25 protein-coding genes and 2 other annotated features are annotated in these 24,997 nt (G+C 35.6%); of the genes, 19 read left to right on the forward strand and 6 right to left on the reverse strand.

The window, feature by feature from the left end; all coding sequences use genetic code 11:
* Window positions 1-88: 88 nt before the first annotated feature.
* From ACX9TM_RS09575 to ACX9TM_RS09585, 3 genes are all read left to right on the forward strand, one after another.
* Window positions 89-916, forward strand: coding sequence for a DUF4037 domain-containing protein (locus ACX9TM_RS09575; protein ID WP_000523174.1), 828 nt, complete (start codon window positions 89-91; stop codon window positions 914-916).
* A 23-nt stretch (window positions 917-939) separates the two neighbouring features.
* Window positions 940-1,515 (forward strand): hypothetical protein, encoded by a 576-nt coding sequence (locus ACX9TM_RS09580; RefSeq protein WP_000505543.1) that lies wholly within the window; start codon window positions 940-942, stop codon window positions 1,513-1,515.
* A 243-nt stretch (window positions 1,516-1,758) separates the two neighbouring features.
* Window positions 1,759-1,981, forward strand: a binding site (T-box leader).
* Window positions 1,982-2,280: 299 nt separating this feature from the next.
* Window positions 2,281-3,618: a sodium-dependent transporter gene (locus tag ACX9TM_RS09585; RefSeq protein WP_001088187.1), complete on the forward strand. Its 1,338-nt coding sequence runs from the start codon at window positions 2,281-2,283 to the stop codon at window positions 3,616-3,618.
* A 39-nt stretch (window positions 3,619-3,657) separates the two neighbouring features.
* On the opposite strand, the gene ACX9TM_RS09590 is transcribed toward ACX9TM_RS09585, so the two are convergent.
* Window positions 3,658-4,362, reverse strand: coding sequence for a polysaccharide deacetylase family protein (locus tag ACX9TM_RS09590; RefSeq protein ID WP_065211694.1), 705 nt, complete (start codon window positions 4,360-4,362; stop codon window positions 3,658-3,660).
* Window positions 4,363-4,688: 326 nt separating this feature from the next.
* On the opposite strand from ACX9TM_RS09590, the gene ACX9TM_RS09595 reads away from it, so the two are divergent.
* From ACX9TM_RS09595 to ACX9TM_RS09615, 5 genes are all read left to right on the forward strand, one after another.
* Window positions 4,689-4,952: a CD3324 family protein gene (locus tag ACX9TM_RS09595; protein ID WP_000878325.1), complete on the forward strand. Its 264-nt coding sequence runs from the start codon at window positions 4,689-4,691 to the stop codon at window positions 4,950-4,952.
* Between the two features lie 160 nt (window positions 4,953-5,112).
* Entirely contained in the window at window positions 5,113-5,799 is a 687-nt protein-coding gene (locus ACX9TM_RS09600) for a DUF421 domain-containing protein (protein ID WP_001015543.1), read from the forward strand.
* Between the two features lie 110 nt (window positions 5,800-5,909).
* On the forward strand, window positions 5,910-6,551 hold the full coding sequence (locus ACX9TM_RS09605) for a FusB/FusC family EF-G-binding protein (RefSeq protein ID WP_000387072.1): 642 nt from the start codon (window positions 5,910-5,912) through the stop codon (window positions 6,549-6,551).
* 142 nt (window positions 6,552-6,693) lie between these two features.
* On the forward strand, window positions 6,694-7,581 hold the full coding sequence (locus tag ACX9TM_RS09610; protein WP_063219839.1) for an RCC1 domain-containing protein: 888 nt from the start codon (window positions 6,694-6,696) through the stop codon (window positions 7,579-7,581).
* A 225-nt stretch (window positions 7,582-7,806) separates the two neighbouring features.
* A complete protein-coding gene (locus tag ACX9TM_RS09615) occupies window positions 7,807-8,007 on the forward strand; it encodes a hypothetical protein (RefSeq protein WP_000919314.1) in 201 nt (66 codons plus the stop codon).
* Between the two features lie 162 nt (window positions 8,008-8,169).
* Here the strand turns inward: ACX9TM_RS09615 and msrA are convergent, their stop codons facing one another.
* Entirely contained in the window at window positions 8,170-8,706 is a 537-nt protein-coding gene (gene msrA / locus ACX9TM_RS09620; RefSeq protein ID WP_001291883.1) for a peptide-methionine (S)-S-oxide reductase MsrA, read from the reverse strand.
* A gap of 90 nt (window positions 8,707-8,796) precedes the next feature.
* A complete protein-coding gene (locus ACX9TM_RS09625) occupies window positions 8,797-9,555 on the reverse strand; it encodes an SDR family oxidoreductase (protein ID WP_000911822.1) in 759 nt (252 codons plus the stop codon).
* Between the two features lie 546 nt (window positions 9,556-10,101).
* Window positions 10,102-10,341: a binding site (T-box leader), on the forward strand.
* A gap of 151 nt (window positions 10,342-10,492) precedes the next feature.
* Here ACX9TM_RS09625 and ilvE point away from each other — a divergent pair.
* From ilvE to ilvA, 6 genes are read left to right on the forward strand one after another with little or no spacing between them, the layout of a single operon-like run.
* Entirely contained in the window at window positions 10,493-11,392 is a 900-nt protein-coding gene (gene ilvE / locus ACX9TM_RS09630) for a branched-chain-amino-acid transaminase (RefSeq protein WP_065382208.1), read from the forward strand.
* Window positions 11,393-11,414: 22 nt separating this feature from the next.
* Entirely contained in the window at window positions 11,415-13,130 is a 1,716-nt protein-coding gene (gene ilvB / locus ACX9TM_RS09635; protein WP_139256947.1) for an acetolactate synthase large subunit, read from the forward strand.
* Entirely contained in the window at window positions 13,127-13,357 is a 231-nt protein-coding gene (locus ACX9TM_RS09640; protein ID WP_000019909.1) for an ACT domain-containing protein, read from the forward strand. Before ilvB ends, ACX9TM_RS09640 begins: the two co-directional genes overlap by 4 nt.
* A gap of 14 nt (window positions 13,358-13,371) precedes the next feature.
* Window positions 13,372-14,379, forward strand: a complete 1,008-nt coding sequence (gene ilvC / locus ACX9TM_RS09645) for a ketol-acid reductoisomerase (RefSeq protein ID WP_000861143.1) — start codon at window positions 13,372-13,374, stop codon at window positions 14,377-14,379.
* Between the two features lie 46 nt (window positions 14,380-14,425).
* The gene (ilvD, locus tag ACX9TM_RS09650; RefSeq protein WP_001255814.1) at window positions 14,426-16,099 is read left to right on the forward strand and encodes a dihydroxy-acid dehydratase; all 1,674 of its coding nucleotides are present in this window, start codon (window positions 14,426-14,428) and stop codon (window positions 16,097-16,099) included.
* A 31-nt stretch (window positions 16,100-16,130) separates the two neighbouring features.
* Complete coding sequence (gene ilvA / locus ACX9TM_RS09655; protein WP_000250327.1) at window positions 16,131-17,393, forward strand: threonine ammonia-lyase IlvA; 1,263 nt, start codon at window positions 16,131-16,133, stop codon at window positions 17,391-17,393.
* Window positions 17,394-17,473: 80 nt separating this feature from the next.
* Here ilvA and ACX9TM_RS09660 read toward each other — a convergent pair whose 3' ends face one another.
* Window positions 17,474-17,701: a hypothetical protein gene (locus ACX9TM_RS09660; RefSeq protein WP_000910604.1), complete on the reverse strand. Its 228-nt coding sequence runs from the start codon at window positions 17,699-17,701 to the stop codon at window positions 17,474-17,476.
* Window positions 17,702-17,753: 52 nt separating this feature from the next.
* Entirely contained in the window at window positions 17,754-18,857 is a 1,104-nt protein-coding gene (locus ACX9TM_RS09665; RefSeq protein WP_000854536.1) for a CapA family protein, read from the reverse strand.
* Between the two features lie 203 nt (window positions 18,858-19,060).
* Between ACX9TM_RS09665 and ACX9TM_RS09670 the strand changes: the two genes are divergently transcribed.
* From ACX9TM_RS09670 to ACX9TM_RS09680, 3 genes are all read left to right on the forward strand, one after another.
* Complete coding sequence (locus tag ACX9TM_RS09670; RefSeq protein WP_000236030.1) at window positions 19,061-19,777, forward strand: DUF554 domain-containing protein; 717 nt, start codon at window positions 19,061-19,063, stop codon at window positions 19,775-19,777.
* 18 nt (window positions 19,778-19,795) lie between these two features.
* On the forward strand, window positions 19,796-20,656 hold the full coding sequence (locus ACX9TM_RS09675; RefSeq protein WP_065382241.1) for a GNAT family N-acetyltransferase: 861 nt from the start codon (window positions 19,796-19,798) through the stop codon (window positions 20,654-20,656).
* 167 nt (window positions 20,657-20,823) lie between these two features.
* Complete coding sequence (locus ACX9TM_RS09680; protein ID WP_000179304.1) at window positions 20,824-22,038, forward strand: multidrug efflux MFS transporter; 1,215 nt, start codon at window positions 20,824-20,826, stop codon at window positions 22,036-22,038.
* A gap of 53 nt (window positions 22,039-22,091) precedes the next feature.
* Here ACX9TM_RS09680 and ACX9TM_RS09685 read toward each other — a convergent pair whose 3' ends face one another.
* A complete protein-coding gene (locus tag ACX9TM_RS09685; RefSeq protein WP_000982900.1) occupies window positions 22,092-22,853 on the reverse strand; it encodes a DODA-type extradiol aromatic ring-opening family dioxygenase in 762 nt (253 codons plus the stop codon).
* A gap of 211 nt (window positions 22,854-23,064) precedes the next feature.
* Between ACX9TM_RS09685 and ACX9TM_RS09690 the strand changes: the two genes are divergently transcribed.
* Window positions 23,065-23,988, forward strand: a complete 924-nt coding sequence (locus ACX9TM_RS09690) for an alpha/beta hydrolase (RefSeq protein WP_001102581.1) — start codon at window positions 23,065-23,067, stop codon at window positions 23,986-23,988.
* Between the two features lie 265 nt (window positions 23,989-24,253).
* Entirely contained in the window at window positions 24,254-24,898 is a 645-nt protein-coding gene (locus tag ACX9TM_RS09695; protein WP_000390211.1) for a LytTR family DNA-binding domain-containing protein, read from the forward strand.
* Window positions 24,899-24,997 lie beyond the last annotated feature (99 nt).

Genomic DNA, 24,997 nt, shown 5'->3' on the forward strand with positions numbered 1-24,997 from the left:
GTAGGAATTTGAAAAGGTAATGCAAGCTGTAATATCGAAATAGATAAATGAAATATAGGGGATTACTGCAATTTTAGGGGGAAATGAAATGGGATTAAAAGAGAAAGCGATAGAGATGTCAGAGATTTATAGGAAAAATCCGAAAGTAGAAGCTATTATTTTAGCGGGTTCAGTAGCTAGAAAGCTTGAAGATGAACATTCAGATATAGAATTACATATTTTATGGTCAACACCGCCAGAAGATGAGGATCGTAGGGCCCCTATTCATCATATTGATGGGACAATATTATCGTATCATCCGTATGAGGAAGAAGAATGGTCGGAAACGTATTTAACGAAAGAGGGAATTAAATTAGAGATTAGTAACTTTTTAACAGAGACAGTAGAGAAAGTGATTTCGGATGTGGTGGATCAATATGATATAAGTTATGAAAAACAATGTATTGTATCATCCATTCATGATGGTGTTAGTTTGTATGGAGAAGGGAAAGTGAATGAATTAAAAGAAAAAGTAGCGGCATATTCAGATGAACTAGCAAAACGGATGATTTCAGAAAATCTATGGTTAAGTAATCGTTGGCACAATCGAAAGGCGCTTTTAAAACGGAAAGATTGGCTTATGCTTTATGACGTTATTTGCGAAGTACAAAGGAACATATTCGGTGTTTTATTTGGTTTGAATAAAATGTACGTACATCATCCAGCGTTTAAATGGATGCCTAATAATGTGGAACGAATGACTATTAAACCTGAAAAATTATATGAACGTATGGCGGACACATTAATAGGGAATCCAGAAAAAAGTGTGCAGGAGTTAGAGTTGCTAATAGAAGAAGTGTTGCAACAAGTTCATACATACGCACCAGGAGTAAATGTGGATGAGCAAGAAAAATCTATTTTTTATTTTGTGAAATAGAAAATAGTAATAAGGGGGAAGTTATGGGGTTTTTTAATAGGTTTTTTAAAAAAGTTGAAAAAGTAAATGAGCAAGAAGCTACTCTTCATGAATTAAGTGAAGAATTGTATGTTGAATCACCGGTAGAGGAAGCGACTAGTTACTGGGTATCAATGGCACAAAATATAATTGTTAATGCTGTAAAAGCGGCTGACAATGATGTGGAACGTGCCTTCGTGTTATTGAATTTGAAGAAAGGTGAGGCTTCATTTGATATTTTTTATCAAATAAATGGGCAATTGTATTTCTGGGATCAGCTAGAAAATGAGACGATAAGAAATAGAATTCAGAACGAGTTGTTACCGCAAGCTCCAGAAGTTTCAAATGCAGTAAATGAGCAATTTCGTGGAGCTGATCACCCTATAATTTCGTTCGCACAATTGCAGTTTGAATGGGAAACGAAAGCCTGGTTCTCACATATAATTTGGGAAGATAGCCTTGCTGCTCAATTGCCCAAAAATCAAATTCTAAATGAATGGTTTCGTGTAATTAAAGAAGAAACGAAAAATAGACCACTGGATAGTGATGCGAAATTTTCTTGGTATCCATCAAACTCTTAAAAAATGAATACAGAGAGACAGGTTATGTTTCTAGATGATTTGTATTATTGAATAAGTATCAATAATACGTAATTCTTTTTCTATTGCCTGTTAGAATTCGTTATGTACTAAGCTACTTGTTTTCTAAACTAAAACTTATATTTCGAATTTTTAAATAGATTGTAATACATAAAAATTCGAAATATAAGTTGACACTATTTTTAATGTGTGATAAAAATGATAGTAATCAATTCGGAAAATAATATTTGGGCAATGAAAGGGTATAGTAGTGAATATCTCCCTATTTCAGAGAGCTGATGGTTGGTGTGAATCAGTATATAGATTATTCATGAAGTTCGTCCTGGAGCATCTTTCATAAATCTCATATTTTGAGGAAATGAAAGACGGTAGTTTATACCGTTATCAAATAAAGTGGTGAAGATTTTTTCACAACTAGGGTGGTACCGCGATATTTATCGTCCCTACGTATTTACGTAGGGACGTTTTTTATTTAGGTCCTAACTTTGGTGTGGCTTCATAACTAGGGTGGTACCGCGATATTTTATCGTCCCTACGTTTTTGCGTAGGGGCGTTTTTATTTAGGTGGTTTCTTAGTGTTCTTCACAACTAGGGTGGTACCGCGATAATTTTGTCGTCCCTACGTATTTACGTAGGGGCGTTTTTTTATTATTAGGGAGGAAGTGAACGTATTAGAAAAGAGTATTGATAGAACAATATAAATACCGAATTGTAACAAAGAAAAAGAGATAGAGAGGAGATTAACAAATGAATTCACAGCAATGGACATCGAAATTAGGTTTCGTATTAGCTGCAGCAGGTTCGGCAATTGGTCTTGGGGCGATTTGGAAATTCCCATATATGGCCGGCATTGGAGGAGGCGGAGCGTTCTTCCTAATTTTCATCGGTTTCACATTATTAATTGGTTTACCGCTATTATTAGCTGAATTTGTTATTGGAAGAAGTACACAAAAAGAGGCTGTCGATGCATATAGAGAGATTGCTCCTAAAACGTTATGGCCTTGGTTAGGTAAATTAGGAATTGTAACATGTTTCATATTACTTTCTTTCTACAGTGTTGTAGGAGGCTGGATTTTATTATATTTATGGAATGCAATTACAGGTAGACTATGGGAAGGAAATGGAGCATACGAAGCTACGTTTGGTGAAATCATTTCCAATCCATATTTAGCAGTTGGATCACAGCTATTATTCATCCTTATTACTATTTTCATCGTAAGTAAAGGTGTACAAAATGGTGTTGAAAAAGTAAATAAATATTTCATGCCAGCACTATTCGTTTTATTCTTTGTATTAATCGTTCGTGCACTTACGTTAGATGGTGCTGGAGAAGGCGTTCGTTTCTTCTTACAACCTGATTTCTCACATGTAACATCAGAAGTTATTTTATACGCAATGGGGCAATCGTTCTTCTCATTATCTGTTGGGGTAGCCGTTATGGTAACGTATAGCTCATACTTACCGAAAGAAGAAAGCTTACCACGTTCAGCATTTTCTATCGTAGCCTTAACTCTTGTTATTACATTACTTGCAGGACTTGCAATTTTCCCAGTTGTGTTCGCATTTGGGATGGAACCATCTCAAGGACCAGGACTATTATTTATCGTATTGCCAGCTATTTTCAGTAAAATGGCATTCGGAAAATTATTCTTCATCGTTTTCTTATTACTATTCTTCTTCGCTACGATTACATCAGCAATTTCGATGTTAGAAATTAGTGTTGCATCGTTAACATCAAAAGGTAAAGGGAAACGTGAAAAAATGGCCTTAATCGTAGGGTTATTAATCTTCGTTGTTGGGGTACCATCAGCATTATCATTCGGTATATTAAGTGATCTGAAGATTTTCGGGAAGACAGTCTTTGATTTAGCGGACTATGCAGTAAGTAACGTATTAATGCCACTTGGTGTATTATTAGTTTCTATCTTTGTTCCTTTAAAAATGAAGAAAGATGTATTAATGAAAGAGCTAGGTGTAAGTAAAAATAAAGGTTATAAACTATTCGTATTATGGTTATTCTTACTTCGTTATATCGCACCAATTGCGATTATTATCGTATTCTTAAATGTACTTGGCATTATATAAAAAGAAAGGTAGCGTATCATACAAAGATACGCTACCTTTTTATTTTGCTCTTTTTTGCAATTCATTTACTGTTACGAACTGATAGCCCTTCTTAGATAAAGAATCTAAAATAACTTCAATCGTTTGTAAATTTTCATTTGACTCATCATACATAGAGTGCAGTAAAATGATAGAACCTGGTTTTACATTTTTATTAACGTATTTAATTTTATCAGCCGCAGATTTATAAAAAGTATCGGGCTCAAGATCCCATGTGATTGTTTCGATATTGTTTTTATTTAAATAATATGGCAGCCCTATTAACTTCTTACCGTTAGGGGGCCTAAAATCAATTTCGTCTGTAAATCCTGTTTGGCGGATTAATGAATTCGTTTTTTCTATTTCATCTTTAATAAAAGAAGGTGTTTTGAAAACCATTCTATTATGAGAATATGTATGGTTTCCGAGTTGGTGCCCAGATTGCGCGATAGCTTCTCCTAACGATAAATTTTGCTCTAATTCATTTCCAATTAAAAAGAAAGTAGCTTTAGCGTTGTATTTATCTAGTAGCGGTAATATTTGTTTTACATTGTTAGTAGGGCCATCATCAAAAGTTAAAGCAATCACTTTTTCATTTGTTTCTACGCGTTGTGTTAAATCTCCAAATAATTGAAAGCTTCTTGCGTTCATAAATTTGTATGTTCCGAATAATGCCGTGATAATAAAGAATAGTGTAACGATTGTAATGATAATTTTTTTCTTCATAATGTAACCTCACAATGATTTTTAATTCAGTTAAAAAGTATTATATCAAACTAAGTAATTTCGTGCTTTAAGAAGGGTGTGGATGCAAGGAGAAGGAATTTATCATATAATAAAATGCAAAAGGTATATTAGGAGGTGTTTATATGGCGATTATAATTCAATTGCCAGACACTGCAACGTCTCATGCAAAGCCAAGTATGGAAATGGCGATACTTTGCGTGAGGTAGACAAGTAATATACAATCGCCTATATGAGCTCGTATCATTTTTTATATTTGGCTTTGCACCTTATTGAAATGAACCATAAAAAATAAGGGGCGAGCAGAAATGAAATACGTAAAAGCTAATGCTGTTTTACCAGAGAGTTTAATTACTGAAATTCAAAAGTATATACAAGGTGAAACAATTTACATTCCGAAACAAGAAACGAAACATTATAAATGGGGTACACGATCTGGCGGAAGAAAACAACTAGATGAAAGAAATAAAGCAATTAAAGAAGCGTTTAAAAGTGGGATTGCTATTCATCAACTTGCAGAAGAATATTTTCTTTCTGGGGAAACGATTAAAAAGATTGTGTATTCTAAATAAGAGGAAAAGAGTCTGATTCATATATTACTTTGAATCAGACTCTTTTTGTTTTATGTGTATTGGATATATGAGGTGTGAACGGGCATGATAATAGAAAAAATGTGCCGTTTTTTTATTAAATGGTATACAGAGCACTTGAAAAGTAGAAAGGTGAACATATATGAATCATATTGGACAAATAACGATAGAGCTTTTAGTTGGTTTTTTTGTTCTATTAATTGCTACAAAAATATTAGGGAAAACACAAATATCTCAGCTAACGCCATTTGATTTTATTTCTGCAATCGTCCTAGGTGAGCTCGTTGGAAATTCAATATATGATCCTAAAATTAAAGTATGGTCTATTTTATATTCAGTATTTGTTTGGGTAATTTTAATTTATACTATAGAAGTGATAACACAAAAAGTAAGAGGAACAAGAAGGTTTTTTGAAGGGTATCCTTCAATTATTATTCGTAACGGAAAGATTGATCGTGAACAATTAAGCGTAAATCATTTGGATATAAACCAATTACAACAAATGCTTAGGCAACAAAAAGATATATTTTCAATCCGAGAAGTTGAATATATGATATTGGAACCGAACGGAAACATAAGCGTTCTGAAAAAAAGTAAATACGAATCTCCTACTATAAATGATTTAAGTTTAAAACATAAGCCTGTATACTTACCAATTTCATTAATTAGTGATGGAAAAGTAGTTAAGGATAATTTGAGGGAAGCGGGATTTGATGAAGGATGGCTTTATAAACAAATAAAGCAAAAAGGAATTACTAAATTTGAAGACGTATTATATGCGGAATGGAAAACAGATGATGGCTTCTTTTGTCAGGAAATGCAGCGGTAGAGAATAAGTGATATATGTAATGTTTGTTTCTAAGTTATCTTTTACATATCAAAAAATGTAATCATTGTATACAATAAAACTAGATCAACAATTTGTATGGAGTGATAAAGATGGAAGCGTTTATTAGAAGTGATCAATATAATTTTATAAAATCACAAGCTTATATTTTAGCAAACGGGCATGCAACGGCAAATGATAGAGGTGTAATTCAAGCGTTAAAATCGCTTGCGATTGAAAAGATAATACATGTATTTGAGAATTTAACGGATGAACAGAAAGAGTTAATTGATACGGTATTAACAGTTCAAAATAGAGAAGATGCAGAATCATTTTTAATGAAAATAAATCCGTATGTAATTCCGTTTCAAGAAGTTACAGCACAAACATTAAAAAAATTATTTCCTAAAGCGAAAAAGTTAAAACTTCCTGATATGGAAGAAATGGATATGAAAGAAATATCTTATTTAAGCTGGATTGATAAGGGGTCAAGCAGGAAATTTATTATAGCGAAAAATGATAAAAATAAATTTGTTGGTCTGCAAGGAACGTTCCAAAGTTTAAATAAAAAAAGCATTTGTTCGTTATGTCATGGACATGAAGAAGTAGGAATGTTTTTAGTTGAAATTAAAGGCGATGTACCAGGAACTTTCGTTAAAAAGGGAAACTACATTTGCAAAGATGGTGTAGCTTGCAATCAGAATATGAAGTCACTTGATAAATTACATGATTTTATTGAGCGATTGAAGAAATAACGAGAAAACCTCTAGTATTTAAACTGGAGGTTTTTATTTTTTGAAGAAGTAAAATAAGCTTTCTTTGTAAATGTAGATTTATAATGAAATTTGATAAAAATATCTATTATGATACAGTTGCTTATATGCAAGGAGGTAAAACATGGATTACCTTTTATCGAAAGAAAAAGTGAAGCGATGGCCCAAAGATATGATAGCGGCGGGGCGTTGTCATACAGTTGGCCTGAAATCGGATGGCACGGTAGTAGCGGTGGGCCGGAATAAAGAAGGGGAATGTAATGTAAGTGGCTGGCGAGATATTGAAGCAGTCGCAGTGGGCAATGTTCATATGGCAACGAACACGGGTAATGCTCATACAATCGGTCTTACATGTGACAGTACTGCGGTAGCACTGGGTTGGAATAAGCATGAACAATGTGATGTAAACGATTGGCATAATATTGTAGCGGTTGCGGCAGGGTGGCGTCGTACTATTGGCCTGAAATCGGATGGCACGGTAGTAGCGGTGGGCCGAAATAAAGAAGGAGAATGCAATGTAAGCAGTTGGCAAGGTATTGTGGCAGTCACAGCGGGTGACTGGCATACAGTCGGTCTTAAATTGGACGGCACATTGACGACTGTGGGGAATAATCGATATGGTCAATGCAATGTAAGTAGCTGGCGAGGTATTGTAGCGGTCAAGGCTGGGTATCTTCATACTGTTGGTCTTAAACGAGACGGTACGATGACAGCAGTGGGGAATGATAAACATAACCAGTGTGATGTAAGTGGCTGGCGAGATATTGTAGCAATAGCGGCTGGTACGAATCATACAATCGGACTTAAATCAAACGGTACCGTGGTCGCAGTGGGTTGGAATGAGTATGGTCAATGTAACGTAAGTGATTGGAGAGATATTGTAGCGATAGCGGCTGGTTGTGCACATACAGTCGGACTAAAATCAGACGGTACGGTGATCGCGGTAGGTAATAATGAATTTGGCCAATGCGATGTAGGTAGCTGGCGCGACATTCGGTTACCTGGCAAATAGTCAATTTACAATAAATCATTAGTAATATTATTCTATTTTAGGAGTAATTATGGAATAGGATATGTAGAAAATAATTAAACTTAAATCTGCTGAATAAGAATCTCTTTTGAAAAGGGATTCTTATTATTTTTCATAAAATGAGGGTGTAAATGGAGTTTTTGAACAAATTTTATTTCAAAATTACAGTAGAAGATATAAATTAAAAAGTATAGAGGAGATAAAGGAATGCTTAAAAGGTTTTTACTTTCTTTACCGGATGTTTTACTTATATGTATCGTTCTCTACATAATGTACACAAATTCTTTTAGTTTTGGACAGATGCTAGTAATTTCCATTGCAATCGGAATTATTGGTGGTCTTGCTATTAGAATTTGTAAGGATGTATTCACGTATATAAGATGGACAATTAAACAAAGAAAAAATTGAATATGTTTAATAGTTATTAGGAGGGAATGAAATGACTAAGAAAAAGAATAGAGTGAAAAACGAGATAGTACTTTGGTCACTAACAGCAATTGTTCTGTTAATTGTATGGTACTTTTATCAAAAATAAAAACGCAACGTACTAAAAAGCACGATGCGTTTTTATTATTTTTTTTGCCAATTTTCTTTTATAAAGTCTTCACGCCCAGATTCTTTTTGCTCAGTAGCATATTTCTCTGGATTCTTTTTATAGAAATGTTGGTGGTATTCCTCTGCTTCGTAAAAAGGTGCAGCAGGACGAATTTCAGTCACGATTGGATCTTTAAACATACCGCTTTCTGCAAGAGCTTGTTTTGATTTTTCAGCAAGCCCTTTTTGTGTTTCGTTATGATAAAAAATAGCGGTACGATAAGATGGACCACGGTCAAAAAATTGTCCGCCATCATCAGTTGGATCGATTTGTGGCCAATATAAGTCTAGTAATTTCTGATAAGGAAAAATAGAAGGATCGAATGTAATTTGAACAACTTCTAAATGTCCAGATGTTCCAGCTTTTACTTGTTCATATGTTGGGTTTTCTACATGACCTCCTGCATAGCCAGAAAGTACTTTATGAATACCAGGAAGTTCATCAAATGGTTTTACCATGCACCAAAAGCAACCGCCTGCGAAGGTTGCGAGTTCGTATGTTTTTTCGGACATTGCTGTAATCCTCCTAAATGTATATGTTTTATATAGTATTATATAAATTGTTTTATTGCGCAATAAAAAAGATTTGAAAATATATGTTTTTTACAAACAAGATCCTCCGCTCACATCAATTAATTGTCCAGTAACCCAGCGGCTGTCTGGAGAAGCAAGGAATGCAGCAGTATCGGCAATGTCTTCTACTTCACCTAAGCGATTGAAAGCGGAAATAGTAGTAGCGTACTGCTTCATCATCGGGTCGCTCAAGAGTTCTGCATTCATATCTGTTTTAATAAATCCTGGAAGTATTGCATTCACCGTTATTCCTCGTGCTCCAAGCTGTTTTGCTAGCGTAAAAGTCATTGTATTAATAGCGCCTTTCGTCATACTATATGCAACAAAATCAGGTAAAGAAATGCGGGTGGCAGCGGATGAAATATTAATAATTCGGCTATTGTCACGTAAACGTGGTAGTGCTAGTTGAATGATAAAGAATGGAGCTTTTGCATTTACTGAAACCATTCTATCAAAAAACTGTTCAGTCGTTTCTTCAATAAAAGCACCAGGACCAATGCCAGCATTGTTTATTAAAATATCAAATTGTGTTTCACCAGTGCGCTTTTGTAATTCAGTATCTAAAGCGTTATAAAGGTTTTCTACACCGTGTAAGGATTCTAGATTTGCGCCGATAGAAAAAGCTTGGCCACCATCTGATCGAATTTCATGAACAGTTTCTTCAGCGTCATCTTTTCGACTACCGTAATGAACAGCAACCAATGCACCGTCATTTGCTAAACGTTTAGCGATCGCTCGTCCAATTCCTCGGCTTGCTCCTGTAACTAACGCTACTTTCCCTTTTAACATAGTTTCCTCATCTCCTCATAAACTTTATAAGTTTTTCTTTATGTAGTAATGCAAACATACTTAAGTAATATATGAGTGTATGTAAGTAATGCATTCCAATTTTGATTTGAGAAAAAATAAATAGAATGAATTTTGATTTTTTTGAAAAAAACATATTGACAACGAAAAGAACAACGTCCTATAATACGTGTAACAAATAAAAGTTAATTAAGAATTTTCTAACTTTATATGTTGTATATGCAAAGAAGAGGAAAGTAGATGATTATGATCGTTTCAGAGAGCTACTCCAAGGCTGTGAGGGTAGTAACAATCGAATCATTGAAGATCACCTCGGAGCATCGCTTGCGAAAGGGAAACTGAGTAGAGGGCGGCGGCATCGTCTCCGGTAAAAGGACGGAGGTCTGATTGGACCTACAAAGCTTATATTTCGTGAGAAGTATAAGGAAGCTGAGTGGTAACGCGAAACTCTCGCCTCAGCAATCAAAGCTACTAAATTGTAGTAGTTGATTGCTGAGGCGAGAGTTTTTATTTTTAAAAATAGAAGAAGAGAATGCGTAGAAGAGGAGAGTAAATGATAAAGATTGTTTCAGAGAGCTGCCCCGAGGCTGTGAGGGTGGTAACAATTCACTCATTGAAAATCACCTTGGAGCACTACTTTTGAAAACTAGTAAAAAGTAGCGGGGTTGTTCCCGATAGAAAAACAAAAGTCTAATTGGACTTGCAGAGCTTATATTTCGTGAGAAGTATAAGGAAGCTGAGTGGTACCACGATTCCCTCGTCTCAGCAATGGATTGCTACAAGTATGTAAGTAATCGATTGTTGAGACGAGTATATTTTTAAGGTTTATATACTGAATATTCTGTTAAAAATACTCATCTCAGCAATCGATGTAGAAATAGATTGCAAAAAATAGAGAAAAAAAGAGGAGCGATGTGAGATGGGAAACCAGTACATTTACATGAATGGGGAATTTGTAGAAAAAGAAAAGGCAGTTGTTTCAGTATATGATCACGGTTTTTTATACGGAGACGGTGTATTTGAAGGGATTCGTAGTTACGGAGGAAATGTATTTTGTTTAAAAGAACATGTGAAACGATTGTATGAATCAGCGAAATCTATTTTACTAACAATTCCAATGACGGTAGAAGAAATGGAAGAAGCAGTTTTACATACACTCCAAAAAAACGAATATACTGATGCTTACATTCGCTTAATTGTCTCAAGAGGAAAAGGTGACTTAGGGCTCGATCCGAGAAGTTGTGTGAAGCCGAGCGTAATTATCATTGCAGAACAATTAAAGTTATTCCCACAAGAATTTTATGATAATGGGCTAAGCGTTGTATCTGTTGCATCAAGACGTAATACGCCAGATGCGTTAGATCCACGTATTAAGTCAATGAATTATTTAAATAACGTACTTGTAAAAATTGAAGCAGCACAAGCAGGAGTGTTAGAGGCTCTTATGTTAAATCAACAAGGATATGTTTGTGAAGGTTCTGGTGATAATGTTTTCGTTGTGAAAGATGGAAAAGTATTAACCCCGCCATCCTATTTAGGAGCATTAGAAGGTATTACGAGAAATAGTGTTATCGAGCTATGTGAGCGACTGAGTATTCCGTGTGAGGAAAGACCGTTCACTCGCCATGATGTATATGTAGCGGATGAAGTATTTTTAACAGGAACAGCAGCGGAGTTAATTCCAGTTGTAAAAGTTGATTCCAGAGAAATTGGAGATGGGAAACCAGGAAGTGTAACGAAACAATTGACCGTGGAATTTAAAAAATTAACGAGAGAAAGAGGAGTACGTGTTCCCAGGCTGACGGAAAGCTTAGCATAAATAAGGAGAGGAGTTAATGGAAATGAAGCAGCAGTATACAGCGTATGAGAAGTTACAGTATGAAGAAATGACAGGCGCTGGGCACGTGATTCAATGTTTGAAGAAATTGGGTGTAACGACCGTTTTCGGCTATCCAGGCGGAGCGATTTTACCAGTATACGATGCGTTATACGAAAGTGGTTTGAAACATGTTTTAACTCGTCATGAGCAAGCTGCCATTCATGCGGCTGAAGGATATGCGAGGGCTTCTGGAAAGGTCGGGGTAGTCTTTGCTACCTCTGGCCCAGGGGCGACAAATTTAGTTACGGGCTTAGCAGACGCTTATATGGATTCGATTCCTTTAGTTGTCATTACCGGGCAAGTTGCAACGCCTTTAATTGGTAAAGATGGATTTCAAGAAGCGGATGTTGTCGGAATTACAGTACCTGTTACGAAGCATAATTACCAGGTTCGTGATGTGAATCATGTATCACGAATTGTGCAAGAAGCTTTTTACATCGCCAAAAGCGGGCGCCCGGGACCAGTATTAATTGATATTCCAAAAGATGTTCAAAATGCAAAAGTCACCAGTTTCTTTAATGAAGAAGTTGATATTCCGGGGTATAAACCAGAATTTGTACCAGACAGCATGAAACTTAGAGAGGTGGCTAAAGCAATTTCAAAATCTAAGCGTCCACTTCTTTATATTGGAGGAGGTGTCATTCATTCAGGTGGATCCGATGAACTCTTCGAATTCGCAAGGGAGAACCGTATTCCAGTCGTTTCAACTTTAATGGGAATTGGTGCATATCCACCGGATGATTCATTGTTTCTAGGGATGCTTGGTATGCATGGGACATACGCTGCTAATATGGCGGTAACAGAATGTGATTTACTACTTGCATTAGGTGTTCGCTTCGATGATCGTGTAACAGGAAAATTAGAACTTTTTTCTCCAAACTCGAAAAAAGTACATATTGATATTGATTCTTCTGAGTTTCATAAAAATGTAACTGTAGAACATCCGATTGTTGGTGATGTAAAAAAAGCGTTACACATGCTGTTACATATGTCTATTTATACACAAACAGACGAATGGCTTCAGAAAGTAAAGACATGGAAAGAAGAATATCCACTTTCTTATAAGCAAAAAGAATCTGAGTTAAAACCACAGCATGTGATCAACTTAGTAAGTGAATTAACGAATGGTGAAGCGATTGTCACAACAGAAGTAGGTCAGCATCAAATGTGGGCTGCTCACTTCTATAAAGCAAGAAAACCTCGGACGTTCCTTACCTCTGGAGGATTAGGAACGATGGGGTTTGGTTTTCCAGCAGCAATTGGTGCTCAGCTAGCTAAAAAAGAAGAACTTGTCATTTGTATTGCAGGTGACGCTTCTTTTCAAATGAACATTCAAGAACTACAAACAATTGCTGAAAATAACATCCCTGTAAAAGTATTTATCATAAATAACAAATTTTTAGGGATGGTAAGGCAATGGCAAGAAATGTTTTATGAAAATCGTTTATCAGAATCAAAAATTGGATCACCAGATTTTGTGAAAGTAGCAGAAGCTTATGGAGTAAAGGGATTAAGAGCAACAAATTCAACCGAGGCAAAACAAGTGATGTTAGAAGCATTTGCTTATGAAGGTCCTGTCGTAGTTGATTTTTGTGTAGAAGAAGGTGAAAACGTATTTCCGATGGTTCCGCCAAACAAAGGGAATAACGAAATGATTATGAAGAGGTGGGAAGAATGAGTCATACTTTTTCACTCGTTATTCATAACGAGCCAAGCGTCTTATTACGTATAAGTGGGATTTTTGCTCGGCGTGGTTATTATATTTCTTCTTTACATTTAAAAGAAAGAGATACTAGTGGTGTTTCTGAAATGAAACTCACAGCAGTTTGTACTGAAAATGAAGCGACATTACTTGTTAGTCAGTTGAAAAAATTAATTGATGTTCTGCAAGTAAATAAATTATAAGGAGTGTATGGAATATGAAAACATATTATGAAAAAGATGCAAATGTAGAGTTATTACAAGGAAAAACTGTTGCAGTAGTTGGTTATGGATCACAAGGTCATGCGCAAGCACAAAATTTACGTGATTCTGGTGTAGAGGTTGTAGTTGGTGTTCGTCCTGGTAAGTCGTATGAAGTAGCGAAAGCGGATGGATTTGAAGTAATGTCTGTTTCAGAAGCGGTTCGAACCGCACAAGTTGTACAAATGTTATTGCCAGATGAACAGCAAGCTCATGTGTATAAAGCAGAGGTAGAAGAGAATCTTCGTGAAGGACAAATGTTACTTTTCTCACATGGATTTAACATTCACTTCGGACAAATTAATCCGCCAAGTTACGTAGATGTAGCGATGGTCGCGCCAAAAAGTCCAGGTCATCTCGTTCGCCGTGTATTTCAAGAAGGAAATGGTGTTCCAGCATTAGTCGCAGTGCATCAAGATGCGACGGGAACAGCGCTACATGTAGCACTGGCGTATGCAAAAGGTGTAGGGTGTACACGTGCGGGGGTAATTGAAACGACATTCCAAGAAGAAACCGAAACGGATTTATTCGGTGAGCAAGCTGTACTTTGCGGCGGGGTAACTGCACTTGTGAAGGCCGGGTTCGAAACGTTAACGGAAGGTGGATATCGTCCTGAAATTGCATACTTTGAATGTTTGCATGAATTAAAGCTAATTGTTGACTTAATGTACGAAGGTGGATTAACGACTATGCGCCATTCTATTTCAGATACGGCAGAGTTTGGAGATTATGTAACAGGATCGAGAATTGTTACAGATGAAACGAAGAAGGAAATGAAGCGTGTTCTGACAGAAATTCAGCAAGGTGAATTTGCGAAGAAATGGATTTTAGAAAATCAAGCAGGGCGTCCGACGTATAACGCAATGAAAAAAGCAGAACAAAATCATCAATTAGAAAAAGTGGGAGCAGAGCTTCGTGAAATGATGAGCTGGATTCATGCACCGAAAGAATTAGTAAAGAAATAGAGTAAGAGAGTATAAATGAAAAATATGTAAGAGGGGATTTGACAAGATGAGAAGTGACATGATTAAAAAAGGTTTTGATAAAGCACCGCACCGTAGTTTATTAAAAGCAACTGGTTTGAAAGATGAAGATTTTGATAAACCTTTCATAGCGATTTGTAATTCTTTTATTGAAATTATTCCAGGGCATAAACACTTGAACGAGTTTGGGAAACTTGTAAAAGAGGCAGTTCGCGCGGCAGGTATGGTACCATTCGAATTCAATACAATTGGAGTTGACGATGGTATTGCGATGGGACATATCGGTATGCGTTATTCTCTTCCGAGTCGTGAAATTATTGCAGATTCAGTAGAAACGGTTGTAAATGCACACTGGTTTGACGGCATGATTTGTATCCCAAACTGTGACAAAATTACACCAGGTATGATGATGGCTGCACTACGTATTAATATTCCGACTGTGTTTGTTTCAGGCGGCCCGATGGCGGCTGGAAAAACGTCAAAAGGAGAAGTTGTTGATTTAAGCTCTGTTTTTGAAGGGGTAGGAGCTTATCAATCTGGGAAAATTTCAGAAGAAGAATTAAAAGATATTGAAGATCATGGCTGTCCATCTTGTGGCTCTTGTTCGGGTATGTTTACCGCGAACTCTATGAATTGTTTATGTGAAGTATTAGGTTTAGCTCTTCCTGGTAACGGGAGTATTTTAGCAATTGATCCAAGACGTGAAGAGTTAATTAAACAAGCAGCAGAGAAATTGAAAATTTTAATTGAAAGAGATATTAAGCCGCGTGATATTGTAACAGAAGAAGCAATTGACGATGCTTTTGCACTTGATATGGCGATGGGTGGATCAACGAATACAGTATTACATACGCTAGCACTCGCACAAGAGGCAGGACTAGATTATGATATGAACCGTATTGATGCAGTTTCAAGACGTGTACCTCATTTATGTAAAGTAAGTCCAGCCTCAAATTGGCATATGGAAGATATTGATCGTGCGGGTGGGATTAGTGCAATTTTGAAAGAGATGAGCCGGAAAGAAGGAGTACTTCATCTTGATCGAATAACTGCTACTGGGCAAACATTAAGAGAAAATATCGCTGAGGCAGAGATTAAAGATAAGGAGGTTATTCACTCTCTCGAAAACCCTCATAGTGAAGAGGGGGGCTTACGTATATTAAAAGGAAATCTTGCTAAAGATGGAGCGGTTATTAAAAGCGGTGCAACAGAGGTAAAGCGTTTTGAAGGGCCTTGCGTTATTTTTAATTCACAAGATGAGGCACTTGCGGGCATTATGCTTGGGAAAGTGAAAAAAGGAGATGTAGTTGTCATTCGTTATGAAGGACCAAGAGGTGGCCCTGGTATGCCAGAAATGTTAGCCCCAACATCAGCAATTGCTGGAATGGGATTAGGTGCTGAGGTTGCATTATTAACAGATGGACGTTTTTCTGGAGCTTCACGTGGAATTTCAGTAGGACATATTTCACCAGAAGCAGCAGCGGGCGGGATGATTGCACTTCTTGAACAAGGGGATATTGTATGTATTGATGTTGAAGAACGCTTGCTAGAAGTAAGGGTGAGTGATGAGGAATTAGAAAAGCGTAAAAAAGAATGGAAACGACCAGAACCAAAAGTGAAAACTGGCTGGCTTGGACGTTATGCACAAATGGTAACATCGGCGAATACAGGGGCTGTTCTGAAAATCCCACATTTTGATTGAGCCAATTTAAAAGAGATAAGGATGATATATAATGGTGCAAAAGGTAAAGGAGAGAGTGAAAATTGAAGATATCTTAATGGCCCATAATTGCATGAAAGATATCGTTATTAAAACACCGTTACAACGTGATACAGTTTTATCTGAGAAATATGATTGTGACGTTTATGTAAAACGAGAAGACTTACAATTAATTCGCTCTTTCAAAATTCGTGGTGCATACAATTTGATTCAAAGTTTACCGAAAGAAAAGTTACAAAACGGTGTTGTTTGTGCAAGTGCTGGTAATCATGCGCAAGGAGTTGCTTACACGTGTAATTTATTGAAGATTCCGTCAAAAATATTTATGCCCACAACAACACCGAAACAAAAAGTATCACAAGTACAATTTTTCGGTGGTGATTTCGCAGAGATTGTATTAGTTGGTGATACATTCGATAGCTCTTTCCAAGAAGCACAGTGTTATTGTGAAGAAAATAGAATGACATTTGTTCATCCGTTTGATGATCCGTATGTAGTTGCTGGTCAAGGGACAGTGGCAGTTGAAATTATGCATGATATGGAGAAACCGGTTGATTATATCTTTACAGCAATTGGCGGTGGTGGATTAGCATCAGGAGTTGGTACATATGTAAAAGGTGTTAGTCCTACTACAAAGGTTATTGGTGTAGAGCCAATGGGAGCTGCATCTATGAAAGAGGCTTTTCTTCAAAATGAAAATGTAGCATTGGAGAAAATAGATAGCTTTGTTGATGGGGCAGCTGTTAAAAAAGTAGGAAAGTTAACATTTGAAACTTGTAAAGATGTAATTGACGATATTATTTTAGTACCAGAGGGGAAAGTTTGTACGACGATTTTAGAACTGTATAAGAAAAATGCGATTGTAGCTGAACCGGCTGGTGCACTCTCTATTGCAGCGCTTGATTTATATAGAGATGAAATAAAAGGTAAAACAGTTGTATGTACGCTAAGTGGTGGAAATAATGATATTGATAGAATGCAAGAAATGAAAGAGCGTTCGCTCATTTATGAAGGACTGAAACATTACTTTATCATTGAATTTCCGCAGCGTTCAGGTGCGCTAAGAGAATTTCTTGATAAAGGATTAGGACCAGAAGATGACATTACGCGCTTTGAGTATATTAAGAAACATAATAAAGAAAATGGTCCAGCATTAGTCGGCGTAGAATTAAAACATAAAGAAGATTATGAGCAATTAATTACTCGCTTTAAAGAAAATAATATTCAATTTATGGAACTTAATAAAAACCCTGTTTTGTTTGATTTGCTTATTTAATAGAAGGAAAGAGTTAGAATGTAAATAAAAAAGATAGATACAAGCGAGGGAATATAGTGCTTGTTCTATCTTTTTTATAGTTAAACTAGGTACTCATTAAATTCAAGAAGAATAAAGCTAGCTAACCAAAAGAGTATCGCAATACGAATGATTACATACATTGTAAATTCAAAAGGAGTAAGATTTCTCTCTCGCTTTATTTTTTTAAATAGTCTCACAGAATAAAAGGAACATAAAAGCAGGATTGCTATAGACATTTTATAGATGTTTTCTAAGAGGTTTATATTTTCTAATAACTCTTTCAGCATGTTTATCACCTATTCTGTAAAGTATATTACAGAGAAATAGATCTTGAGCTGTCTAGTTTCGTTTGTTTTTTATTTTCCCTGTATCATCAATTTCTACATCAGTTGAAATTGTTTGTAAATATTGAAGAGCTTTTTTCTTTTCTCCTTCATTTACAGGGGAAACTTGGTTGTTGCGAATGATATAAGGATTGAATGACATTTGGACATCCTTTCCTTTAAAAGTTAAAGTTAATACGCCAGTTTCAGCGCTTTTCCCATTCACATAACTCGGGAATAAAAAGTTACCTAATGAGTAAGCGATAGGAACTTTATTATAATACTCAAACCCTTGTAACCAATGTGGATGGCTCCCGACAATTGCGTTAGCTCCTGCTTCAACCATTTTAGGTACATATTGCTTTTGGTATTCTACCGGACGATTTGATTTTTCAACGCCCCAATGCATATAGACGATTAAATAGTCTGCATCTTTCTTTTGTTCTTTAATTGTTTTTGTTACAAGATTTAAATCATAGCCATTCGCAACGCCAGGTTTATTCTCACCAGCTACCCAATTAGAATCAGGCATAAATCGAACGAAGGAAAGAAATTTAAACTTTTTCCCTTTTACGGTCATTTCTCGTGCTGTATATGCATCTTTCGCATTTTTTCCGGCTCCAATGTAAGGGAACTTTAATTTTTCTACGTGAGAAATCGTATCTAATAATCCATCTTGCCCATAATCAAGTGTGTGGTTATTCCCAATATTTACGATGTCATATCCAGTGTTTTTAATAGCTTGTAGTGTAGATGGATCACTTTTAATCCAAAACAGTTGCCCAGGTGCTTTCTTTTCTTTCGTTGTAAATGCCGACTCTAAATTCACAAAAGAAATATCAGCTTTTTTTATTTCTTCTTTTACATGTTGGAATGGGTAATCAGCCCCATTCTTTTCGATTATAGGACGTAATTGCCAATCAAACATTGTATCACCAGAGAAGGTGAGTGTGATTTCTTGGTCTTCTATTTTCTTTTCGCTTTTTGAAGCGGTTTTACTAGATTTGTTTTGCAAATCGGGTTTGTCTTTTGCTTTTGAAATAAAAGAGTAATTGATTAATAAAACAATCGGTGTAATGAAAAAGGCTATTAACAAAAATCGTTTTAGTAAAGTTTTCATATATACCTTCCCTTTTAATATTATCCCGCAATTAAATTAACACTGAATCTATTAAAGGTAATTAAAGTTACAAAAAATAGCGGGTTATGTAGTGGAAAACATTTGTTAATATTCTCAATATTAAGTTAACATATAGATAACCTGTAAATCAATGTATAAACCAAAATATAGAAATAAAGAATTCGAAGGGTGAAGAATGAGAAATGGTTATATTAGGAGCAGTTGTAAATGGAATTTGTATTATATTTGGTACTTTACTTGGTAAATTATTTAGTAGGATTCCAGAAAGTATGAAAGGGACGATAATGCACGCAATCGGTTTAGCGGTTACTGTGCTTGGGCTTCAAATGGCATTAAAAAGTGAAAACTTTCTTGTTGTCATACTGAGTTTAGTGATTGGTACGGTAATTGGAGAATGGTTACAATTAGAAGAAAAGTTAAAACATTTAGGGGATTGGCTAGAAAATAAAGTTGGATCGAAAGGGAAAGGTAGCATATCAGAAGGTTTTGTAACAGCTACTTTAATTTTTGCAATTGGCGCGATGGGGATACTTGGTGCACTTGACAGTGGGATTCGCGGAAATCATGATATTTTATTTACAAAGGCGATTATCGATGGATTTATTTCTATTATATTAACGACAACTCTAGGAATTGGCGTAGTATTTTCGGCAATTCCAGTTGTTTTATATGAAGGTGGTATTGCAGTTTTTGCAACACAAATTAATAGTTTTGTCCCGAAAGAATTAATGAACCAATTTATAGTGGAGATGACGGCTACGGGCGGTATTATGATATCTGCTATTGGATTGAACTTGCTTAGTATTATTAAAATCAAGGTGGCAAATTTACTTCCAGGTATATTGGTAGTGGGTGTAATTGTTTCAATTATTTATGGTTACGGTTTGTTAGTAAATTAGTAGAGGATGGAAACACATATGGAGGAATTTCAATTTACAAAACGTGTGCATAAAATATTGGAGATTGCAGCAAAAGAGAGTGAGTATAACATAATTCACCCAGTCCATCTGTTTATAGGTATGTGTAAAGAAGGTACAGGAGTTTGCGCTGAGTTATTTATGTATTTGTTTCACAAAGTCGGTCCAGATTTTTTAGAAAAACTTTCGTTACGAAAACAATTCGATTTACATAATCAAGAGTATAAAAAAATAGGGCAATATAAACTATCTTATAAGGCGATAGAAATTTTACAAATAGCGAAGAAACGTATGGAACGCTTTCAGCAAGTAGTAGTAAATGAAGGACATGTTATGTATGCATTATTTCATGTAGATACAAATATTGGTGGATTTATACATACACAAATGCAAGAAGATATATTACGTATTACAGCTGCACCGAGAGACTTAGCGGTTGATTTAAATAGTTTTAAATCTATTTATAATACATTATTTTGTCATGTAAGAAGAGTTAGTCCTTCTGATTTTGATAAGTTATCACGATTTGTAGTGGATGAATTTGGTGAACGGTGGTTACAGTCGGTTGATTATGGATTTCGGACATATAACGAAAAGTTACCTATCTATATTGCACAGCAGGAGGAAGTAATAGTTGGTTTCGCCTGTTACGATGTAGTGAGAGGAAAGAAAGGCTTGTTTGGTCCAATGGACATAGCGAAACAAAATCGTGTGAAAGGTGTAGGAAAAGAATTATTGCATCATTGTTTATATAATATGAAGCAAGATGGATATGAATATGCGATTATTGGACAAGCAGGTCCCATTGAGTTTTACGAGAGAAATTGTAATGCTCGTTTAATACCGATAGATAATAAGTAACCAACTTCATATAGAGGAGTTGGTTTTATTATGAAAATGATGTAGAGATGTAGTGTTTTTTACTAGAAAATAGCGGGTTTTGTAGTAAATCTTGCATATAAAGCAAATTACTAAACTTTTTACAAGAAAGGGTGTAGAATGGGTATCTAAAGAAAGAAGGTGTGAAAATGGCCAGCTGGAAACGGAATTTAATGATTTGTTGGCTAGGTTGTTTTACCACTGCAGCCGGTATGAGTTTAGTAATTCCTTTCTTATCTTTTTATATTGAGGAATTAGGAGTAACTGGCACTTCAAGCATTGCACAGTGGTCGGGACTTGCATTTGGTGTAACATTTTTAATGGGTGCGATCGTATCGCCAATATGGGGAAAGCTTGGTGATATACATGGACGGAAATTGATGCTTATTCGTGCTAGCCTCGGTATGGCGATTATTATGACGCTTATGGGGTTTGTAACGGATGTGTATCAACTAGTCGCACTAAGATTTTTAATGGGAGCAGTATCTGGTTTCCTTTCAACAGCGATGACATTTATTGCAGCAGAAACTCCGAAAGAACATTCAGGTTGGGCGATTTCCACAATTTCAACTGGTGGTGTGAGCGGTTCGTTACTTGGCCCGTTACTTGGCGGTTATTTGTCTGAGTTAATTGGAATGCGTCATGTCTTTCTTGTTACGGGAGCTTTTTTATTCCTTTCCTTTCTCATCGTTTTTTTCTTCCTGCATGAAGAAAATCACTCTGCTCAAGCAAAAAAAACACAGCCGAAAAAAGTATGGACGATGGTCCCAGCGAAGCATTTAATTATTAGTTTATTTGTAACAACATTTATTATTCAACTTGCTAATATGTCAGTTCAACCAATTGTTACATTGTACGTGAAAAATTTAGTAGGTCCTCATACTGCACATATTGAAACAATTGCGGGTGCAGTTATGTCAGCGACAGGATTAGCAGTTATTTTGGCAGCACCAAGACTAGGAAGATTATCAGATCATATCGGTCCTCAAAAAACGTTAGTTGTAGCGTTATTTGCTGCAGGAATTATTTTTATCCCGCAAGCATTTGTAACGTCAGCTTGGCAACTATTAATTCTTCGATTTTTATTAGGTATCGCACAAGCAGGATTATTACCTTCCGTACAAACTCTACTAAAACAACATACACCAACCCATGTTACGGGACGAATATTTGGATATAATCAATCATTTCAGTTTTTAGGAAATATGATTGGTCCAGTGCTCGGGGGACAAATTGCAGCGCATGCAGGTTTCCAATATGTTTTCCTCTCTACATCTTCACTATTATTTATTGCGTGTATTTGGGTTTATTTTCATAATAAGAACGAAGAGGTATCAGAGAACCGACATTTGGAAGTTAGTTAACTAAGTGAATGAAAAAGAAAAAGGATGAAGCAGCATGTGCTTCATCCTTTTCTTTAAAATCGAACACAAAGATAACTTAATGTACCAAGCTCGTAACTACGGTGAATGACTTCACCGCTATTTTCACCACTTCCCATAGCGATAAATAAAGGAACAAAATGTTCTGCTCTTGGTACTGCTAATTGTGCATGAGGAGCATTTTTCTCCCAATTAAACAATGCATCTTTATCGTTATTCTGCATATGTTTAATAATCCAATCATCAAATTCAATTGCCCATTTTTCAGGTGTAGTTTGATTCCATTTCAGTGCTCGTAAATTATGAACGGTAACGCCACTCCCGATTACTAAAATATCTTCTTGTCCGAGTCCTTTAAGTGCTTCTCCAATTTCAAATTGTTCTTTTGCAGAAAGGAATGGATTGACTGATATTTGCACGACAGGAATATTTGCTTCTGGATACATGCGGTGCAGGAGTGTCCATGAACCATGATCTAAACCTCTCGTCATATTATGATGGACTGAAATACCTTTGTTCTTAAATTTTGTTTCTAAAATAGATGCAATATGAGAAGAGCCTTTCGCACGATATTTGATTTCGTATAACTCAGGGGGAAAACCTCCAAAATCATAAATTGTTTCATACTCGTTATCTGATGAGGAAATCGTTAATACTTCACTTTCCCAATGAGCAGTGAAAATAACAATTGCTTTCGGTTTATATGTTTCTCCAAGTGTTTTTAAAAATCGTGTATAGTCTGTATCTTGAATAGCGAGCATAGGCGAACCATGTGCTAGAAATAATGATGGCATCATAATAGTAGGAACCTCCTAAAAATTATATAGTTACTTTATGTAAGTAACTATATAATTTTATTTTGAATTCGTCAAGAAATTAGTTTAAAAGCAAGTCTGAAAAATACATCATTTGTCATAATGAAAGCAATTACATATAATATAAAATAAGAAAAGTGAATGGATATTCATTTTCTTAAAGCTATACATAATAGAGTTGGGGGCTGACGAAATGAATGTACAGGAAAGTTTCGTTACGGCATTGGATGGATCGGAAATTTATTTGCGTAAGTGGTTACCAGAAGGAGATCCGAGAGGAATTATTCAAATTGCACATGGCATGACAGAGCATGCAGGGGTGTATACAGAATTTGTAGATGCTTTATTGGAAGCAGGGTATGGTGTTTATGCGCATGATCATAAAGGACATGGGAAAACAGTAAAAAAAGAAGAAGATTATGGTCATTTTGAACCAAATATAGGCTGGAATCAAGTTGTATCGGATGTTATCTTTGTTTCAGAAAAGATAAAAGAAGAGCAGTCAAGTCCTTTGTTTTTACTTGGACATAGTATGGGTTCTTTTTTATCAAGACGTGCTGTACAACTTAGAGGCGAATTATATGATGGATTTCTGATTTCAGGAACAGGTGGAAATCCAGGGCTTTTAGGAGCTATTGGTCATAAAGTAGCAACAATCGAAATGAAATTGCGTGGGGCAAAAACGAAAAGTCCAATGTTAAACTTTTTATCTTTCGGAAACTTCAATTCGAACTTTAAGCCAAATCGTACAAAATTTGATTGGTTATCTTCAGATAATAATCAAGTTGATAAATATATTGCGGATCCGTTATGTGGTTTCATTTGTACGACGAGTTTTTACCGAGAATTATTTTCTGGTGTATTAGAAGTAAATAAACTAGAAGAATACAAGAAGACGCCAAAGAATCTTCCAATACATATATTCTCTGGTGATCGTGATCCTGTTGGCGATATGGGGAAAGGTGTAAAAGAAGTATATGAAAACTATAAAAAATGTGGTGTGAAAGACGTGACACTACGTTTATATGAAAATGGTAGACATGAAATGTTTCATGAAGTAAATAAGGATGAAGTATTTAAAGATTTAATTTCGTGGTTAGATGCGCATAATAAATGAGAAAGATAATCCCAAACTGTTTGTAGTTTGGGATTATTTATTATACAGAAATAGGGGCAATAAATTCTTAAATTCACTTTACTTAATAAAAAATAAAAAAATATTGTATGAGAGGAAACCTCACTTTTCTGAAGTGAGGTTTTTTGTAGTAACGAAGTAATAGTGAATAAAACTAATTTTAAAAGTAATTTAAAATTAAACTTTTTATAAAGCAACAGATGCTCGTTCATAATAGTAGTATAATAGTGAATGAGGTGTTAATAGAATGGAAGATAGAACGTTAGGTTTATTACTAGATGTTGTTGGGGAACTATTTTCAGATGAAATTTCAATTGCTGTTTCGAATACGAAAGAATATATTTACTATCGGCCAAGTAAACGAATTGATTTAAAGATTAGTGTCGGGGATCCTATAAAGGAAGGAACGATTGCTCATAAAGCGATGGTGATGAATCAAAAAACATCTGAGTTTATGAATCGGGATGTTTTTGGTATTCCTTATCATGGAATGGCTGTACCATTTTCAAACAATGGAAAGCTTGAAGGGTGCGTGACGGCAATTTATCCAGCTTTAACGGATGGAAAGTCAGTTGTTACTTTAAAAACAACAGACGGCTGGATTCCGGTTCCTTTTTCAAAGGTTATGTATTTAGAGGCTAAAGATAAAAAGACGTATGTGAATTCAGAAGAGTTATCAGGAACACATAAATACTCTCTGCAAGAATTCGAATACTTGCTTCCGAAAGATTCATTTATTAGATGTCACCGTTCGTTTATTGTAAATGTTAATCATATTAAAGCGATTTATCCTGATACCCATTCTACTTTTGTACTTTCGATGGATAATGGTGAGAGAGTACCAGTTAGTCAATCATACGCTAGTTATTTCCGTAAACTTCTAGGATTCTAAATTTTTCTGCTTTAGAACCTAGATTTGCTGTTCTGTCTGAATTTTCGGCATTGTATACTAAAATCCCTATTTTGATAGTGTTAATGTGTAAAATAATTA

The sequence above is a fragment of the Bacillus sp. LH1 genome, from assembly GCF_057924895.1.

Bases quoted from the DNA above. Each gene is read 5' to 3' on its own strand.
- ACX9TM_RS09610 (WP_063219839.1), top strand. From the start codon at position 6,694: ATGGATTACCTTTTATCGAAAGAAAAAGTGAAGCGATGGCCCAAAGAT.
- ACX9TM_RS09660 (WP_000910604.1), bottom strand. From the start codon at position 17,701: ATGCTGAAAGAGTTATTAGAAAATATAAACCTCTTAGAAAACATCTAT.
- ACX9TM_RS09685 (WP_000982900.1), bottom strand. From the start codon at position 22,853: ATGATGCCATCATTATTTCTAGCACATGGTTCGCCTATGCTCGCTATT.
- ACX9TM_RS09580 (WP_000505543.1), top strand. From the start codon at position 940: ATGGGGTTTTTTAATAGGTTTTTTAAAAAAGTTGAAAAAGTAAATGAG.
- ACX9TM_RS09675 (WP_065382241.1), top strand. From the start codon at position 19,796: ATGGAGGAATTTCAATTTACAAAACGTGTGCATAAAATATTGGAGATT.
- msrA (WP_001291883.1), bottom strand. From the start codon at position 8,706: ATGTCCGAAAAAACATACGAACTCGCAACCTTCGCAGGCGGTTGCTTT.
- ACX9TM_RS09590 (WP_065211694.1), bottom strand. From the start codon at position 4,362: ATGAAGAAAAAAATTATCATTACAATCGTTACACTATTCTTTATTATC.
- ACX9TM_RS09680 (WP_000179304.1), top strand. From the start codon at position 20,824: ATGGCCAGCTGGAAACGGAATTTAATGATTTGTTGGCTAGGTTGTTTT.
- ACX9TM_RS09575 (WP_000523174.1), top strand. From the start codon at position 89: ATGGGATTAAAAGAGAAAGCGATAGAGATGTCAGAGATTTATAGGAAA.
- ACX9TM_RS09625 (WP_000911822.1), bottom strand. From the start codon at position 9,555: ATGTTAAAAGGGAAAGTAGCGTTAGTTACAGGAGCAAGCCGAGGAATT.
- ilvD (WP_001255814.1), top strand. From the start codon at position 14,426: ATGAGAAGTGACATGATTAAAAAAGGTTTTGATAAAGCACCGCACCGT.
- ACX9TM_RS09665 (WP_000854536.1), bottom strand. From the start codon at position 18,857: ATGAAAACTTTACTAAAACGATTTTTGTTAATAGCCTTTTTCATTACA.
- ACX9TM_RS09600 (WP_001015543.1), top strand. From the start codon at position 5,113: ATGAATCATATTGGACAAATAACGATAGAGCTTTTAGTTGGTTTTTTT.
- ACX9TM_RS09585 (WP_001088187.1), top strand. From the start codon at position 2,281: ATGAATTCACAGCAATGGACATCGAAATTAGGTTTCGTATTAGCTGCA.
- ACX9TM_RS09595 (WP_000878325.1), top strand. From the start codon at position 4,689: ATGAAATACGTAAAAGCTAATGCTGTTTTACCAGAGAGTTTAATTACT.
- ilvB (WP_139256947.1), top strand. From the start codon at position 11,415: ATGAAGCAGCAGTATACAGCGTATGAGAAGTTACAGTATGAAGAAATG.
- ACX9TM_RS09605 (WP_000387072.1), top strand. From the start codon at position 5,910: ATGGAAGCGTTTATTAGAAGTGATCAATATAATTTTATAAAATCACAA.
- ilvE (WP_065382208.1), top strand. From the start codon at position 10,493: ATGGGAAACCAGTACATTTACATGAATGGGGAATTTGTAGAAAAAGAA.
- ACX9TM_RS09670 (WP_000236030.1), top strand. From the start codon at position 19,061: ATGGTTATATTAGGAGCAGTTGTAAATGGAATTTGTATTATATTTGGT.
- ACX9TM_RS09615 (WP_000919314.1), top strand. From the start codon at position 7,807: ATGCTTAAAAGGTTTTTACTTTCTTTACCGGATGTTTTACTTATATGT.
- ACX9TM_RS09690 (WP_001102581.1), top strand. From the start codon at position 23,065: ATGAATGTACAGGAAAGTTTCGTTACGGCATTGGATGGATCGGAAATT.
- ilvC (WP_000861143.1), top strand. From the start codon at position 13,372: ATGAAAACATATTATGAAAAAGATGCAAATGTAGAGTTATTACAAGGA.
- ACX9TM_RS09640 (WP_000019909.1), top strand. From the start codon at position 13,127: ATGAGTCATACTTTTTCACTCGTTATTCATAACGAGCCAAGCGTCTTA.
- ilvA (WP_000250327.1), top strand. From the start codon at position 16,131: ATGGTGCAAAAGGTAAAGGAGAGAGTGAAAATTGAAGATATCTTAATG.
- ACX9TM_RS09695 (WP_000390211.1), top strand. From the start codon at position 24,254: ATGGAAGATAGAACGTTAGGTTTATTACTAGATGTTGTTGGGGAACTA.